This is a genomic window from Psychrobacter sp. UBA6291 (genome assembly GCF_002439405.1).
Lineage (GTDB): Bacteria > Pseudomonadota > Gammaproteobacteria > Pseudomonadales > Moraxellaceae > Psychrobacter > Psychrobacter faecalis.
On sequence record NZ_DJUD01000073.1, the window covers coordinates 15,198 to 29,798 of the forward strand.

General features: G+C 46.2%; 11 protein-coding genes. 1 reads left to right on the forward strand and 10 read right to left on the reverse strand.

Going from position 1 to position 14,601, the window contains the following annotated elements; all coding sequences use genetic code 11:
- Positions 1-21 precede the first annotated feature (21 nt).
- The 9 genes from B3R91_RS12405 to B3R91_RS12445 all read right to left on the reverse strand — a co-directional run bounded on the left by B3R91_RS12405 (position 22) and on the right by B3R91_RS12445 (position 11,599).
- The gene (locus B3R91_RS12405; protein WP_286797902.1) at positions 22-2,133 is read right to left on the reverse strand and encodes an acetyl/propionyl/methylcrotonyl-CoA carboxylase subunit alpha; all 2,112 of its coding nucleotides are present in this window, start codon (positions 2,131-2,133) and stop codon (positions 22-24) included.
- A 56-nt stretch (positions 2,134-2,189) separates the two neighbouring features.
- Entirely contained in the window at positions 2,190-2,996 is an 807-nt protein-coding gene (locus tag B3R91_RS12410; protein WP_286797904.1) for an enoyl-CoA hydratase/isomerase family protein, read from the reverse strand.
- Positions 2,997-3,049: 53 nt separating this feature from the next.
- Entirely contained in the window at positions 3,050-4,660 is a 1,611-nt protein-coding gene (locus tag B3R91_RS12415; RefSeq protein WP_286797906.1) for a carboxyl transferase domain-containing protein, read from the reverse strand.
- A gap of 65 nt (positions 4,661-4,725) precedes the next feature.
- Complete coding sequence (locus tag B3R91_RS12420; RefSeq protein ID WP_286797907.1) at positions 4,726-6,483, reverse strand: AMP-binding protein; 1,758 nt, start codon at positions 6,481-6,483, stop codon at positions 4,726-4,728.
- A 321-nt stretch (positions 6,484-6,804) separates the two neighbouring features.
- Positions 6,805-8,013, reverse strand: coding sequence for an FAD-dependent oxidoreductase (locus B3R91_RS12425; RefSeq protein ID WP_286797908.1), 1,209 nt, complete (start codon positions 8,011-8,013; stop codon positions 6,805-6,807).
- Between the two features lie 186 nt (positions 8,014-8,199).
- Positions 8,200-8,919: an amino acid ABC transporter ATP-binding protein gene (locus B3R91_RS12430; RefSeq protein WP_190295528.1), complete on the reverse strand. Its 720-nt coding sequence runs from the start codon at positions 8,917-8,919 to the stop codon at positions 8,200-8,202.
- Positions 8,920-9,107: 188 nt separating this feature from the next.
- A complete protein-coding gene (locus B3R91_RS12435; protein ID WP_068405974.1) occupies positions 9,108-9,779 on the reverse strand; it encodes an ABC transporter permease subunit in 672 nt (223 codons plus the stop codon).
- Positions 9,776-10,522, reverse strand: coding sequence for an amino acid ABC transporter permease (locus B3R91_RS12440; RefSeq protein WP_191691478.1), 747 nt, complete (start codon positions 10,520-10,522; stop codon positions 9,776-9,778). The genes B3R91_RS12435 and B3R91_RS12440 overlap by 4 nt, the downstream gene beginning before the upstream one ends.
- Positions 10,523-10,615: 93 nt before the next feature.
- Positions 10,616-11,599, reverse strand: coding sequence for a glutamate/aspartate ABC transporter substrate-binding protein (locus tag B3R91_RS12445; protein WP_286797912.1), 984 nt, complete (start codon positions 11,597-11,599; stop codon positions 10,616-10,618).
- A 317-nt stretch (positions 11,600-11,916) separates the two neighbouring features.
- Here B3R91_RS12445 and B3R91_RS12450 point away from each other — a divergent pair, with 317 nt between their 5' ends.
- On the forward strand, positions 11,917-12,894 hold the full coding sequence (locus tag B3R91_RS12450) for an Hsp33 family molecular chaperone HslO (RefSeq protein WP_286797914.1): 978 nt from the start codon (positions 11,917-11,919) through the stop codon (positions 12,892-12,894).
- A 110-nt stretch (positions 12,895-13,004) separates the two neighbouring features.
- On the opposite strand, the gene B3R91_RS12455 is transcribed toward B3R91_RS12450, so the two are convergent.
- A complete protein-coding gene (locus B3R91_RS12455; RefSeq protein ID WP_286797916.1) occupies positions 13,005-14,474 on the reverse strand; it encodes an esterase/lipase family protein in 1,470 nt (489 codons plus the stop codon).
- Between the last annotated feature and the right edge of the window lie 127 nt (positions 14,475-14,601).

Consider the following 14,601-nt stretch of genomic DNA (forward strand, 5'->3'; position numbering starts at 1 on the left):
ATTGTTCTTATACTTCAGTTCTTAAGCTTCGCTAGCTTCAGTATCGATACGTAGTAGCTCGTCGCCATCGGCAACCAAATCGCCCGCGGCAAATAATAACTCTGCTACCACCCCATCCGTCGGTGCAGTAATGGTATGTTCGATTTTCATCGCTTCGATAACGGCAAGTGGCTCGCCTTTTTTCACACTATCGCCAACAGCGACTTTGAAGGCGACGACTTGTCCTGGCATTGGTGATTTTAAGCTACCGACCGCCGCAGACTCTTCACCGACATGTGCCATGATATCAATCAGCGTAATCTCATCACGCCCGCCATCGGTAAAGACATAAACGGTCTCGTTATTTGTCCAGCTTTGGGCGCTGATACGGGCGCCATCTAACCATAAGGTATGATTGTGCGCGTCAGTACTGGCATAGTTAATTTCACTTTCATAGACTTTTTCTGTCTGGGCGGCGACATTGGCATTGGTTTTCTCTTCGTTACTTGCGATTTCTTTTTCAATCACTAGGGTAAAGCTGCTGCTATTTTCAGCCCCTTTTTTACTATCCGAACTATTTGCATTGTGCCAGTTGCTAATACGTGCTTGGTACGCCTGCTCATCATAAACCAAGCTAAACGAGCGCGTATAATCACTATAAGCACGGAAACCAGTCGGCTTACTGAATGGATCGATGTCTGACCCTTGTGCTGCGCCTTCACTAGCAAGCTGCTGCGTAATGGCAGTCACGACCAGCGTCGATAAATCAAGCGGATGCTGATTAAACAGCTCGTCCGCCTCACGCTCGATAAGCGCCGTATCAAGATTGGCTTGGCTAAACGACTCAGTATTCAAGATATAGCGCAAAAACGCCACGTTATTTGGCAAACCAACGATGCGCGTTTGAGCGAGTGCGCGGTCGAGTTTCGCCAACGCTTGCTCGCGGGTCGGCGCATGGACAATAAGCTTCGCAATCATAGAATCGTAAAACGGGCTAATCACATCGCCCTCGCTCACGCCATCGTCGATACGCACATCGGTAATGTTAAAGGTGCTGTGCTCAGGCTTTTGATAAGTAAATAAAGTACCCGTCGCTGGCAAAAAGCCATTATCAGGATTTTCAGCGCAGATACGCGCTTCAATTGCATGACCATTTATGTTTAACTCGTCTTGCTTTTTCGGTAATGGTTTACCTGCTGCGATCAACAGTTGCCATTCAACCAAATCGACACCCGAAATCGCTTCACTAACTGGATGCTCCACTTGCAGGCGGGTATTCATCTCCATAAAATAGAAATTCATCGTGCCTTCGCGCTGCTCAACGATAAATTCAACCGTACCTGCACCAAAATAATTGACCGCACGCGCCGCTTCGATTGCCGCTGTTCCCATCGCTTCACGCATGGCAGCGTCAACACCGGGTGCTGGCGCTTCTTCTAGTACCTTTTGATGGCGGCGCTGTACCGAGCAATCTCGCTCAAACAAATGCACATAATTGCCATGCATATCGCCAAATACTTGAATTTCGATATGGCGAGGTTTTAGGGCATATTTTTCAATGAGTACTTGGTCGTCACCAAAACTGGTAATCGCTTCACGGCGACAGGAGTCTAGTAAGTCAATAAAATCGCTGCTATTTTCTACAATACGCATGCCTTTACCGCCGCCGCCTGCGCTGGCTTTAATTAAGACGGGATAACCGATACTGTCTGCTTGCTGTTGTAAAAACTGGGCATCTTGATTGTCACCATGATAACCCGGTATTAGTGGCACGCCAGCCGCTTCCATCAAACGCTTGGATTCAGACTTGCCGCCCATCGCCCGAATCGCGTCGGCAGATGGTCCAATAAACATCAAACCTGCGTCCTGACAGGCCTGCGCAAAGTCGGCATTTTCACTTAAAAAACCATAGCCTGGATGGATTGCTTGGGCGCCAACATCGAGGGCAATCGCAATAATCGCATCACCTTTAAGATAGCTGTCTTTTGGTGCAGAACCACCTAAATAAACCGCTTCATCACAGACAGCAACGTGCTTGGCGCCGCGGTCGGCATCAGAATAAACAGCGACGGTACGAACACCCATACGCTTGGCAGTCGCAGCAACACGGCAAGCAATTTCACCACGGTTGGCGATTAGAATTTTAGAAAACATAACTATCCCTGTAACTTATCGTTTTTATTTATCGGCTTGACTATCGTTTTTTGCTACTAGTCTGTCGTTAACCAATCAGGTTTACGCTTGTGTAAAAATGCCTGCACGCCTTCCTTTCCTTGCGCTGAGGAGCGAATATCAGCAATACCTTTGACGGTATCAGCAACAAGCTCATCGGTAATCGGTGCACCTGCGACTTCGTGCAATAAACGCTTGCAAGTCTTGACCGCATTGGGGCTATTATTAACCATCTTGGCGCATAAAGCTGCGACTGTGTCGTTAAGTGATTCTTCACTAACGCGCTCATGGATAAAGCCAAGCTGCCGCGCCTTTTTGGCATCAAAAACTTCCGCACTTAAGAAATAACGCTGCGATGCTCGTGCGCCCAGTGCTCGTATCACATACGGGCTTATTGTTGCTGGGGCCAATCCTAAGCGCACTTCGCTTAAGCAAAAATTGGCAATCTTCACCGCAATCGCTATATCACAAACCGCAACTAAGCCCATACCACCTGCATAGACATCGCCTTGAATCGCAGCCACCGTTGGCTTTGGACATTCATAAATAGTTTTGAGCATTTGCGCCAGTTTATCGGCATCGGCAAGATTTTCTTCATAGCTATAATCTGCCATCGCCCGCATCCAGTTCAAATCTGCACCAGCGCAAAACGCTTTACCCGCCGCCGCTAGCACAATGACACGTATATCATCATCAGCGCCAAGCGCAGTAAAAACCTCAGTCAGTTCGGCAATCATTTCATCGTTAAAGGCATTGCGTATCTCAGGACGATTTAACGTCACCGTTGCGATATGCTGCTCAATATCGACCAATAGGCTTTTATAATTATTCAGATTTTTTTGCATAACCTTCTCTATTTTTTATATACGTGAAATGCTTGCCCATATTCCATTTAATGCTACATTCTAAACACACCAAAGGTCGTCTCTTCAATCGGTGCGTTATAGGCAGCACTTAGCCCTAATGCTAATACATGACGCGTATCGGCAGGATCAATCACCCCATCATCCCAAAGACGTGCTGTCGCATAATAAGGGTGACCTTGCTCTTCGTACATCTCAAGAATCGGCGCTTTAAATGCTGCTTCGTCCTCGCTACTCCACTCTTCACCTTTACGATCAAAATTATCACGCTTGACGGTTGCCAGTACCGAGGCCGCTTGCTCTCCGCCCATCACCGAGATACGCGCATTTGGCCACATCCATAAAAAACGCGGACTATAAGCGCGGCCACACATGCCGTAGTTACCCGCACCGAATGAGCCGCCGACGATGACGGTGAATTTTGGTACTTTCGCGTTGGCAACCGCCATCACCATTTTGGCGCCATGACGCGCAATACCTTCGTTTTCGTATTTACGCCCGACCATAAAGCCAGTGATATTTTGCAAAAATACCAAAGGAATTTTACGTTTACAGCATAGCTCGATAAAGTGCGTGCCTTTTTGTGCTGATTCACTAAATAAGATGCCGTTGTTGGCGATAATACCTACTGGTATACCTTCGATATGGGCAAAACCGCAAACCAGCGTGGTGCCAAAGCGCGCTTTGAATTCATCAAACTCACTATCATCGACGATACGAGCGATAATTTCTTTGATATCAAAAGGTTTACGCTTATCGGTTGGAATGATGCCGTATAACTCTTTGGCATCATAGCGCGGTGGACGCGGTTTGATTTGATTTGGGATTTGCTTAGCAGGACGGTTTAAGTGGCTAACGATATTACGCGCAATCGATAACGCATGGGTATCGTTCTGCGCCAAATGATCGACCACGCCCGACAGACGCGTATGCACATCGCCGCCGCCTAAGTCTTCAGCGGTGACCTCTTCACCCGTCGCTGCTTTTACCAGTGGCGGACCGCCCAAAAAGATAGTGCCTTGGTCTTTGACAATGATAGATTCGTCACTCATCGCGGGCACATAAGCGCCGCCTGCGGTACAGCTACCCATAACCACGGCAATTTGCGGGATACCGGCCGCGCTCAGGTTTGCTTGATTAAAAAAGATACGGCCAAAGTCATCTTTATCAGGGAATACTTCATCTTGATTGGGTAAGTTTGCACCGCCTGAATCGACCAAATACACGCAAGGTAAGTTGTTTTCTTGAGCGATTTCTTGCGCACGTAAATGCTTTTTGACCGTCATCGGATAGTAAGTGCCGCCTTTTACGGTGGCATCATTACAGACGATCATACACTCGGTACCGTTGATACGGCCGATACCGGCAATCACGCCCGCCGCTGGAATCTCTTCGCCATACATATCATGCGCTGCCATTGGCGCGACTTCTAAAAATGGCGTACCGACATCGAGCAGGCGCTCAACACGCTCACGAGGTAGCAGTTTGCCACGTGCTAAATGCTTGGCACGCGCGCGCTCTGAGCCGCCTTGGGCGACTTTACGCAGGTGCACATATAAGTCATCGACTATCTCTTGCATGACGGCACGGTTTTGCTGAAAATCGGCAGCGTTCGGACTCAGTTTACTGGTTATGATAGCGCTCATGATATCCCTTTTTATACTTGTGTTTATTATTCAATAACTGCTTAAAATTTTGACCGATTTTTTGACTACTCTATTCCTAGCTCCGCCTTCATCTGCTCGATAATTTTATACTTTTGAATTTTACCGGTGATGGTCATCGGGTATTCAGTCACAAAGCGATAATAAGTCGGCACTTTATAATGGGCGATATGCTCGCTACAGAATTGGCGCACTTCATCTTCACTTAAGCAGCCCGGCTCTTTTGATATAATCAAAGCGGCAAGCACTTCTCCATAACGCTTATCTGGGATACCGACAACTTGTACGTCACGAATTTTCGGATGGCGATACAGATAGTTTTCGATCTCAACTGGGTAAATATTTTCACCGCCGCGAATGACCATATCTTTACTACGCCCAACGATTTTGACATAGCCGTCTTCATCCATCGTCGCCAAATCACCGGTATGCATCCAGCCGTCTTGTATCGCTTCACGGGTTTTAAAGCGGCTGCCCCAATAGCCTTTCATCACCGAATAACCACGCGTTAGCAGCTCTCCTGTCTCCCCTAAAGGTACAATCTCGCCCGTTTCGGTATCGACGACTTTGACCTCAAGGGCAGGCTGCACAAGCCCGACCGTCGATACTTGTTTCTCTAATGGCGTATGCTCATTGGTCTGACAAGAAACCGGACTGGTCTCGGTCATGCCGTAAGCAATGGTCACCTCTTTCATATGCATCTTATCAATGACGCGGCGCATGACCTCAATCGGGCAGCTAGAGCCGGCCATAATGCCAGTCCGCAAGGTCGACAAATCAAATTTATCAAATTCAGGATGGTCAAGCTCGGCGATAAACATCGTCGGTACGCCATGCAAAGCCGTACATTTCTCTTCTTCAACCGCTTGCAAGACGCTTAAAGGCTCAAAACCATCGTTCGGATAAATGATACAACCGCCATGGGTCAAAATCGCTAAGTTGCCAAGCACCATACCAAAGCAATGATATAAAGGCACGGGAATACACAGTCTGTCTTCCTCAGTGAGATTCATGGCCTCACCGATAAAATAGCCGTTATTTAAAATATTGCGGTGGCTTAGGGTCGCGCCTTTTGGCGTGCCAGTCGTACCACTGGTAAATTGCACATTAATCGCGTCGGTGTTTTTAAGCTGGGCTTGACGCTCGGCGACGCGTGGATCATTGGCATCGCCTTCCGCCATCCAAGCAGAGAACTTCTGCATAAATTTAAACTCTTCATCAGAGTCTGGCTCATCAATCCAAATAATGCGCTCAATGGTTGGAATCTCGACCAAATCCAGCTGGGTATAGTCTTTATGATAAATTTCAGGACACAGCTCACGAATCAGCTGCGCATAATCGCTGCTTTTAAAATGGCGCATAAGGACGAGTGCTGAGCAGCCAAGTTTATTTAACGCATATTGCAGCTCAAAGGTACGGTAGGCAGGGTTGATATTGACCAAGATAACGCCGACTTTTGCGGTCGCTAATTGCATCAGCAGCCACTCAGCATTGTTGTGCGACCAGATACCGATGCGATCGCCAATCTCAAGCCCCATTTCAATCATGCTGCTGGCTAATTGATTGACCTGCTGTTGCAGCTCACGATATGTCCAACGGATATTTTGATGACGGACGACCAGCGCTTCACGCTCAGGATATTTGGAGACAATAGCATCAAAAAAATCGCCGATGGTCGCTTCAATCAGCGGTACATCGGGGCCTTTATCATAGCTTTGAGTAAGCGGCGCATTTGCCGAGCGCGCACCCATATTTACGGTGGGAATATTATTTAGAATGCTATCGAAGTCAGAAACTTGAGTCATAACGAGTCCTTTCGTTTTACTTTTTACAGCACGCCTGAATGGTGCTAATTTTTCGCTTGCTCCTATTCTTTTTTCCTTGAACAGGTCTCAACAAGCATGAGCTACTATACCGCCTTAAATCGAAGGCTGTCAATCATAGTAATACATTATGTATCATTTAAATTAATTAATAAAAAGTATTACCCAGTAAAAGATAGCATAAAATCACGCGGTTATTATATGCAAAAAAGCCAGTTATGTATTGCTACACAGCTGGCTTTTAATAAGTATTAAGACTAGAATTTAAAGCTAAAAGTTAAATCTGCAATGGTTAAGCATTGATTAAGATTTCACCATTGGCGGTGCTTTAATCGTTACCGTCGCAGTGACGGCATTGCTATTATCAAGCAAATCCATAACCAGCTCGTCATCCGTTTCAGTAGTCACTTGCCAATTACCAGCAGCCTGCGGTACGCCAGTGACCATCACCGAAATGGCTTTATTTTTTAAGCGAATCATCGGCGGTTTATGATCATAACCGCTGTGCTCGTGACCCAAGATATCGTCAGCAATCGTCGCTGCCTGTGCACGTAGCGGCGCGACATAGCGGCAGGCGACGCCGTTGATCGACATACAATCGCCAATCGCATACACATTGGACGCATGGGTACGTAATGTGGTGGCATTGACCACGATACCAGTGCGTCGATTGAACTCAACCCCAGCAGCGGTTGGTAATTTATCATCGACCGTCAAGCCCGTACTAGCAATCACATGATCAACGATTAATGGCTCTGGCTGCTGCGCCGCATCGCTGTCGGTAGCGGCAACTGGTGCATAGCTGACTTGCAATGTGCCATCATCATGACGCGTGACATTGGATACTTGATAACCGCCTAAAAAGTGAATCCCTTGCGATTTTATTGCTTTAGCAATACGCGCGGTCGCTTGTGCCGGTAGCATTTGCGAGAGCGGCGCGTCATTTAAGTCAATCAACGTCACTTCATGACCCGCTTTTAATAAATCCTCAGCAATCTCCGTCCCGACCATACCAGCGCCAACGATAGCAACACGCTGACTGCCCGCTGCCAGCTTTTCTTGCAGCTGCCCAAAACGCTCGATATGATTGACATGCCAAACCAAATCTTCAGGCAGACTTTTTGGAAAAATAGGATGGGCGCCCATTGCCAGCACCAGTTTGTCATAGCTAATAGTGGCGTAATTGGTATACACGGGGTCCGAGCGCAGTGCTGAGATAAGCTGTACCGTTTGGCTAGCAGGGTCGATATCGGTCACTTGCGTATTGGCAAGCAAATTGATATTTGCCGCCTTTGCCGCATCGCTACCGGTTGCCCGTACCAAATCCGCGGCGTTTTTCTGCTGGCTAATTGCCATGGTTAGCATGGGTTTATGATAACGGTCGCCATTATCAGCTGTGATTAAGGTGATGGGAATGTTTTTATCTTTTGCGCGAATGGCATCAATCACGTGCCAGCCTGCTAAGCCTGCGCCAATAATCACAATACCTGCTGATTGGTTTTCTACACTCATAATGACTCCGAAACACTATTTATTATTTGTTATGAATTTGGAATAGGATTAAAAACTGATGGCGTCTATTGTAGCAGCAAACAGGGAACACTTGTAAGCTGAGAGTAATGAACAAAAAGTAAAAGACATAAAAAAGCGCCTTTATTAAAGACGCTTTGATAGATACTTAAAACACAGTACTGAATTTCAATGATTGAGAATTTTTGATAAAAACAGCTGCGCGCGCTCACTTTTTGCGCCTTCAAAAAACTCATCCTTACTACAGTTTTCGACAATATGCCCTTCATCCATAAATATAATTCGATTGGCCACCTGACTGGCAAAGCCCATTTCATGGGTCACGCACATCATGGTCATGCCATCGCGGGTCAACTCGACCATCACATCGAGCACTTCTTGAATCATCTCTGGGTCAAGTGCGGAAGTTGGCTCGTCAAATAGCATCGCTACCGGATCCATCGCCAAAGCACGCGCAATCGCTACGCGCTGCTGCTGTCCGCCTGATAGCTCGGCGGGGTATTTTGGCGCTTGCGCACTTAAGCCCACACGGTCGAGATAGGCCATGCCTTTTTTCTTAGCCTCATCTTCTTTACGGCCCAACACTTTGATTTGTGCGACCGTTAAGTTATCGATAATAGTCAGATGCGGAAACAACTCAAAATGCTGAAACACCATGCCTACGCTACTACGCAGCTTAGGCAAGTTGGTTTTTGCTGCACCAACCGAGATACCGTTGACCATGATATCGCCCTTTTGAAACGGTTCAAGGCCATTTACGGTTTTAATAAGCGTCGATTTGCCACTACCCGATGGCCCACAAACCACCACCACATCGCCTTTATGCACGTGAGCAGTACAGTCAGTTAGCACCTGAAAGTCACCGTACCATTTGCTAACGTCAGTCATTTTGATGACTATCTCAGCGCTCGCATGACCATTGTCGGTGACCAGTCCGCCAAATTCATTTATATAGGTGTCAGCATTGTTTATCCCTAGCTCATTTATCCCTGACTCATTCATCGCTGGCTCCTAACCACTTTTTTCATCATTATTAAATGAAAGTCTTAATAGTAAAATACTGCGCCAAATTTAAATTAAAACCTTAAGCGTTTTTGCAATTGCTGCACGCCAATAGACGCGCTTAAGCTGATAATAAAATAAACTGCTCCGGCACCTAAAATGTAAGGCGTCAGTAAGCCCATCAGCTCACCACGGACGTAAGCGGCGCGGAAAAAATCCGTCAACCCAATGGCAAAAACCAGCGTCGTATCTTGGAATAAAATAATACATTGCTGCAAAATCAACGGCAGCATTTTGCGAAAGGCTTGCGGCAAAATCACCAAGCGCATGGTTTGGCCATAAGTCATGCCAAGTGCCTTTGCGGCATTCACTTGCCCGCTACCGATAGATTGGATACCTGCGCGCACCACCTCTGAGAAGTACGCCGCTTCAAACATCATAAAGGCAACAACACACGAGGTAAACGCGGTATCGAGCTGTAAATATTTACCGGCTATCCAAAAATACATCATCGGTACGGCAAAATAAAACCACAGCAATACCAATAGCAACGGCACAGAACGAAAATAATTGACGTATAATTTAGCAGGAATTTCTAGCGCTTTGATGCCGGACAAGCGCATCAAAGCCAATACCGTCCCTAAGCTAATACCGCCTAGGATAGCGAGAAACAGCACCTTTAAAGTGGTCAGCATACCTCCCATTAAGCCCGGATACGCCGTTGCAAGTTCGGTCATCATATTCATTTTTGACTCCCTGCAATCAGCCCAGGTACTCGTAATTTACGCTCAATCAGTCCCATAATGGCAATTAGCGACAGATTAAAAACCAGATAAATAATGGTCGCATAAGTGTAAATCTCGAGGCTGTTTTGGGTATATTCACTGATGGTTTTGGTTTGGCTAATCAGCTCCATCACCCCGACCAGCGACGCTACCGACGCGTTTTTAAAGCAGTTGGTGAGCTCCGAGCTTAGCGGTGGCAAAATAACACGAAATGCCTGCGGTAGTAGCACTTCTTTATACGCTTGCGGAATCGTAAAGCCGAGCGCATAAGCGGCATTGATTTGCCCTTCAGGTAAGGATTCGATACCGGTACGCACCTGCTCAACGATACGCGCGGCGGTAAATAATCCCAAACCAATACTGGCGGACAGCATGGCTGAGGTATTAGGCGACAAGTCTTTATACCACCACTCTTGTAGCGCAGGCGTCAGCCAACCGGGGGCGATATAAAACCAAAAGAATAATTGTACAAGAAGAGGAATATTACGAAAAAATGTCACATAAGCGGTACCAATGCTACGCGCGCCCTTATTTGGCAAGGTACGCATGATGCCCAAAATAGTACCAATCACCATGGCAATTGCCCAAGCGATACTGCCAATCAATAACAGCCAGCCAAGACCGGTCACCATCCAATGCAGGTAAAGCTCATTACCGATACCGGTTTGCTCAAAGAGCACACCCCAGTTCCAGCTATAATTCATGATGGTCTCTCCAAGCCAGGAGTAAAAAGCCAACGCCCCAGACTGATAAACAGCAGTCTGGGCGCGTCAGCAAGCTATGTTGAGGGACAAAAATTACTGAGCGGTTGCTTCTTTTGGCTGTGCGCTATCGTGTGGATTGGCAATCAAAGCTTTTAGATTGTCTGACATCTCAAAGTTTAGATTGACGTTTTTTGGCGGAATTGGGTTGGTAAACCACTTATCATAAATGCTATTAATCTCGCCTGAGCTAAAGACATTGGCAAGCGCTTCATCGACCACCGCTTTAAATTCAGGATCGTCTTTACGCATCATACAACCATAAATCTCAAACGATTGCGGCGTACCAACAATCACCCATTCATCTGGATTTTTGGCTTTGGCTTTTTCACCGGCAAGTAGTACATCATCCATCATAAAGGCATCGGCACGGCCATTTTCTAACATAAGGAAAGCTTCGCCATGGTCTTTTGCCGAGATGACATTGATGTCCATTTTATTTTTATCATTGTATTCACGAATATAACGCTCTGAGGTCGTACCAGCAGTGGTGACCAAAGTTTTACCTTTTAGGTCTTCAAAATCTTGAATACCTGAGTCTTTTTTGGTCAATAAACGCGTGCCAATTTCAAAGAAACCATTTGAGAAAGCCACTTGTTTTTGGCGCTCTTCGTTATTGGTGGTTGAGCCACATTCAAAATCGACCGTGCCGTTTTGCACCAGTGGAATACGCGTTTGCGAAGTAATCAAGTTATAACGAATTTTTAAATCCGGCATATTAAGCTTTTCTTTTACCGCATCGACCACTTTCATTTCTAAATCGTGCGCATAGCCAATCGGCTGATTTGGGTCATCAGCGATGTAAGAAAAGGGGATAGAAGAGTCTCGGTGACCGACCACGATAGTGCCCGATTCTTTGATTTTTTGTAGCGTACCGTTGGTATTTGCTGCCGCTTCTGTCGTCGCCGTGCCATCTGCTGGCGGCGCTTCGGTGTTGGTTTGATTGCTATTATTGCAGCCCGCTAGGCCAAGTGCCATAAAGGCAACCAACGTTAGCGGTTTTGAGATTAAGTAGGTCATGAGATACATCCTTTTATCACATTTATACAAACTAGGAGGGGACTTTGACGGTATTTATGCCATTATTTGACTTTATATAAGCCCTTGGCTGACTTTTCCGTCATGCATCCATGCTGTTGCTTTAGGTTATAACTATGCAACTTAATGTTACTGTACAACAATTTGCACGATGCGGGTAAACTTTTTTTAATGCGACTGATATTTTACAGATTTCGTTTAACAATCATTTAAATTACGCCAATAACTAAACCGCTATGATTGATAAATAACCATTAATCCCCATAAAGTTAACAACTTCTTAATACTAGTTATGACCTATGACCCAAGATACTCAAGTCCCAAATGTCGATCAACAAGCGAGCAGCCACCGCGATAATGACGTACGCCAACGCTTTTTTATCGAAGACTCACCGGTGCGCGGCGATGTTGTGCGCCTATCGCGCAGCTATGCGACGACCATTGCCCAAAAAGCTTATCCTGAAGCCATTAAGCGCTTATTAGGTGAGATGCTGACGGCGGCAAGCTTGTTGATCAGTACCGTTAAAATTAATGGTCGCTTATCGATTCAATTACAATCATCAGATAGTGACAGCTTGCTCAATTGGGCAATGGCAGAATGCGACCAAGACGGTATCATTCGCGCTCTTGCCAGCTGGAAAAATGACACCGACGAGCAAGTGCAAGCGTGGGAAAATATGATCCATGCCAAAGACGCCTTTGCTGAGCTCGGCGCTGCTGGTCAAGGCGTGTTATTTATCAATATTCAGCCTGATGGCGGCGAGCCGTATCAAGGTATCGTTGAGCGTGGTCATGACAACTTAGCTGATTGCTTAGCGCATTATCAAAAACAATCGGCGCAGATTCCAACGCTGATCAATCTGGCATCCGATGGTTTGCAAGCCGGTGGTATCTTGGTGCAAATGCTACCTCGTACCGCAGCCGAGACCTATGAAGTCGAGCAAAACCAAGACGCAGGGATCGATGATGACTTGTGGACGCGCTTAAGTGTGCTCACGCGTACGCTAAAAGCAGAAGAGCTGACCACGCTTGATGCCAATGAAATCCTGTACCGTTTATATAACGAAGAAAAAGTCGTTGCCCCTGAGCCTGTAGCGTTATCGTTTGGCTGCACCTGCTCACGCGAGAAGTGTGAGATGGCAATTGAGCAAATCGGTGAAACCGAAGCGTTAGATATCGTGGACGAACAAGGCGGTACGTTTGAGATGGACTGCGGATTTTGCGGTGAGGTCTACAAATTTGATAAAGACGATGTAGCGGCTATTTTCGCTGAATAGCTTCTTATCTGTTTTCTACCGTCCCTAAAATTTAAAACCCTCAAGTGTCATGCTTGAGGGTTTTTCGTTTTTATAATTTTATTGATAATAACATTCATAGTGTTAACACCTTAAATCTCGACCTCGTAATCTATCGGATAAGAATAGATACGGCTATCAAGCCCATATTTGGCGTCATGCGCGTCGCCTAATCTATTGACTGATAACCAAAAAATCACTTGCGCAAGCACCCGATCGTTATAAGTTAAATTCATATGATTGACGCCATAAAATATCGCCTTATGACCCTCAGGTACGCTCAATGTGTGCTCTTCAGTATATTCGCCAAGCGCCGACTCTACTGACACCAGCCCATCACCCAATAAGCTGGTGGTTTTATTTTCATAATGGGTTTCAATCAACGCCGCTGCGACCAGATAAGTATTGACGTGCAGCGGTAGGCGCGTCGGATGACGAAACTCTGCCGGTAGCACGCTGCGCTCCTCTAAAGATTTCCAATCGGCATCGCGAATACTGCCATAACGCAAATCGATAATACCAGCGCTACGTAAGTCGCCCAGTTTCGCCAATGACCCAGCAAAAGGCAGCTTAGCGATTTTATATTGCACAAAATTGCCAATCTGCTCCAAACTTGCGCCATGATGCGGTGTACCTAAAGTCACCAAATTACCCACACGCTCAACCCAGCTGAATCCCTGCTCTTTACCATAAAACAGTGCGCTACGGCTCAGCAGGCCGCCCATACTATGGCCGATTAAATCAAGCTGGGTAATGTCTGGATTGCTTTCGACCAAATCTTGCAAGACTTTAGCAAAGCTACGCCCATTACTGGAGATACGCCGACCGGTATTATAGTTCAAATATAAAACTGTACTGTCTGGCAACTTGTGGGTCAGCATAGCACCGAGATTATTTTCGCCCGCAACTTGCCAGCTTAAATGACTCAAACAAAGCCCATGACACAAAACAATTACTCGCCCCGATAGTGCGCCACTTTGCACATAATTGTCTTTATCGTATAGCATCATCGACACGGCCAACGGATTGTCATGGGTGACAAGGTGGTCGCCCATCACGCCATTTAGGATATTGACCATACGCCGTAAGTTTAAAGGCAGTGGTTGTATTTTTTTGGGTTTTAAAACCGTGTTATACAAACGTAGCCCTATGGCAATATTGTTGCCGACCAATTGCATCGCTTGACGCACCGTACCATAAATGCGCCCGGTGATACCGCGCTGCCAGTGCTCAAGATTACCATTATTAAACCGCCCCAAAGGACGCAGCAAAATCTCACGGTGGATAGCTTCGACAATATCCGTTACTTCCACGACACCCATAGTAGCAAGCTGCGCCAAGCCTTCAAAAAAATCCACCAAAGAGATTGGTTGATGCGGTTTTATCACACTGTTATCGACATTTTTGGCGATCAGCTCATCGACATAAATATAGTCAAGTTCTGCTAGCGCTTCATAGACATCGTCTTGAAAGTCTGCTTTTGCGCTCAATTCACCATCAGAGGGACGCCGAGTGGTCGCAAATAAATCGTGTATGGTTTCTATAGGTCTTGGATTGGGCATAGTGTTGCTACAGCAAGCGATTAAGGGTAATTGCCATACTAGCCTGTAAATGCCATAAACAGAAGAAAATGATTTAACTATCAGGTATTTTTATGGTTAAAAAAACAGGGAACTATAAAATATCGAA

What these genes read in the sequence shown, in the direction of transcription:
- B3R91_RS12445 (WP_286797912.1), bottom strand. Translation starts at nt 11,599, where the DNA reads ATGACCTACTTAATCTCAAAACCGCTAACGTTGGTTGCCTTTATGGCA.
- B3R91_RS12440 (WP_191691478.1), bottom strand. Translation starts at nt 10,522, where the DNA reads ATGAATTATAGCTGGAACTGGGGTGTGCTCTTTGAGCAAACCGGTATC.
- B3R91_RS12430 (WP_190295528.1), bottom strand. Translation starts at nt 8,919, where the DNA reads ATGACTGACGTTAGCAAATGGTACGGTGACTTTCAGGTGCTAACTGAC.
- B3R91_RS12425 (WP_286797908.1), bottom strand. Translation starts at nt 8,013, where the DNA reads ATGAGTGTAGAAAACCAATCAGCAGGTATTGTGATTATTGGCGCAGGC.
- B3R91_RS12450 (WP_286797914.1), top strand. Translation starts at nt 11,917, where the DNA reads ATGACCCAAGATACTCAAGTCCCAAATGTCGATCAACAAGCGAGCAGC.
- B3R91_RS12420 (WP_286797907.1), bottom strand. Translation starts at nt 6,483, where the DNA reads ATGACTCAAGTTTCTGACTTCGATAGCATTCTAAATAATATTCCCACC.
- B3R91_RS12415 (WP_286797906.1), bottom strand. Translation starts at nt 4,660, where the DNA reads ATGAGCGCTATCATAACCAGTAAACTGAGTCCGAACGCTGCCGATTTT.
- B3R91_RS12405 (WP_286797902.1), bottom strand. Translation starts at nt 2,133, where the DNA reads ATGTTTTCTAAAATTCTAATCGCCAACCGTGGTGAAATTGCTTGCCGT.
- B3R91_RS12435 (WP_068405974.1), bottom strand. Translation starts at nt 9,779, where the DNA reads ATGAATATGATGACCGAACTTGCAACGGCGTATCCGGGCTTAATGGGA.
- B3R91_RS12455 (WP_286797916.1), bottom strand. Translation starts at nt 14,474, where the DNA reads ATGCCCAATCCAAGACCTATAGAAACCATACACGATTTATTTGCGACC.
- B3R91_RS12410 (WP_286797904.1), bottom strand. Translation starts at nt 2,996, where the DNA reads ATGCAAAAAAATCTGAATAATTATAAAAGCCTATTGGTCGATATTGAG.